Annotated in this window: 1 protein-coding gene; it reads left to right on the top strand. The window is 64.8% G+C overall.

Annotated features, from left to right (window positions below; genetic code table 11):
* Positions 1-27: 27 nt before the first annotated feature.
* Positions 28-250, top strand: a 223-nt coding sequence (locus ACZ267_RS12975; RefSeq protein WP_463680359.1) for a hypothetical protein, incomplete at its 3' end; no start/stop codon positions are given.

Genomic DNA, 250 nt, shown 5'->3' with positions numbered 1-250 from the left:
GACAAGGCAAGCGGAGCGCGACCACCGATGAAGCATTTCCTCACCGCGGCTAGGCTGCTGGCCCTCGACCTGGCGTCGACCCTTGTCTTTCTCGTTCTGTTCCTGGTGACCCACAACACCGCGCTCTCGGTCGGCCTCGGCATCGCGTTCGGCGTCGTGCAGATCGGCCTCCAGATCATGCGCGGCAGGCGGATCGATACCATGGAATGGCTGAGCCTGTTCCTGGTGGTTACCGCGGGCACCGCGACGC

The sequence above is a fragment of the Staphylococcus sp. AC872 genome, from assembly GCF_979255425.1.
Note: the sequence above shows the minus strand (reverse complement) of the source record. Positions and strands in the feature narration are given on the sequence as shown.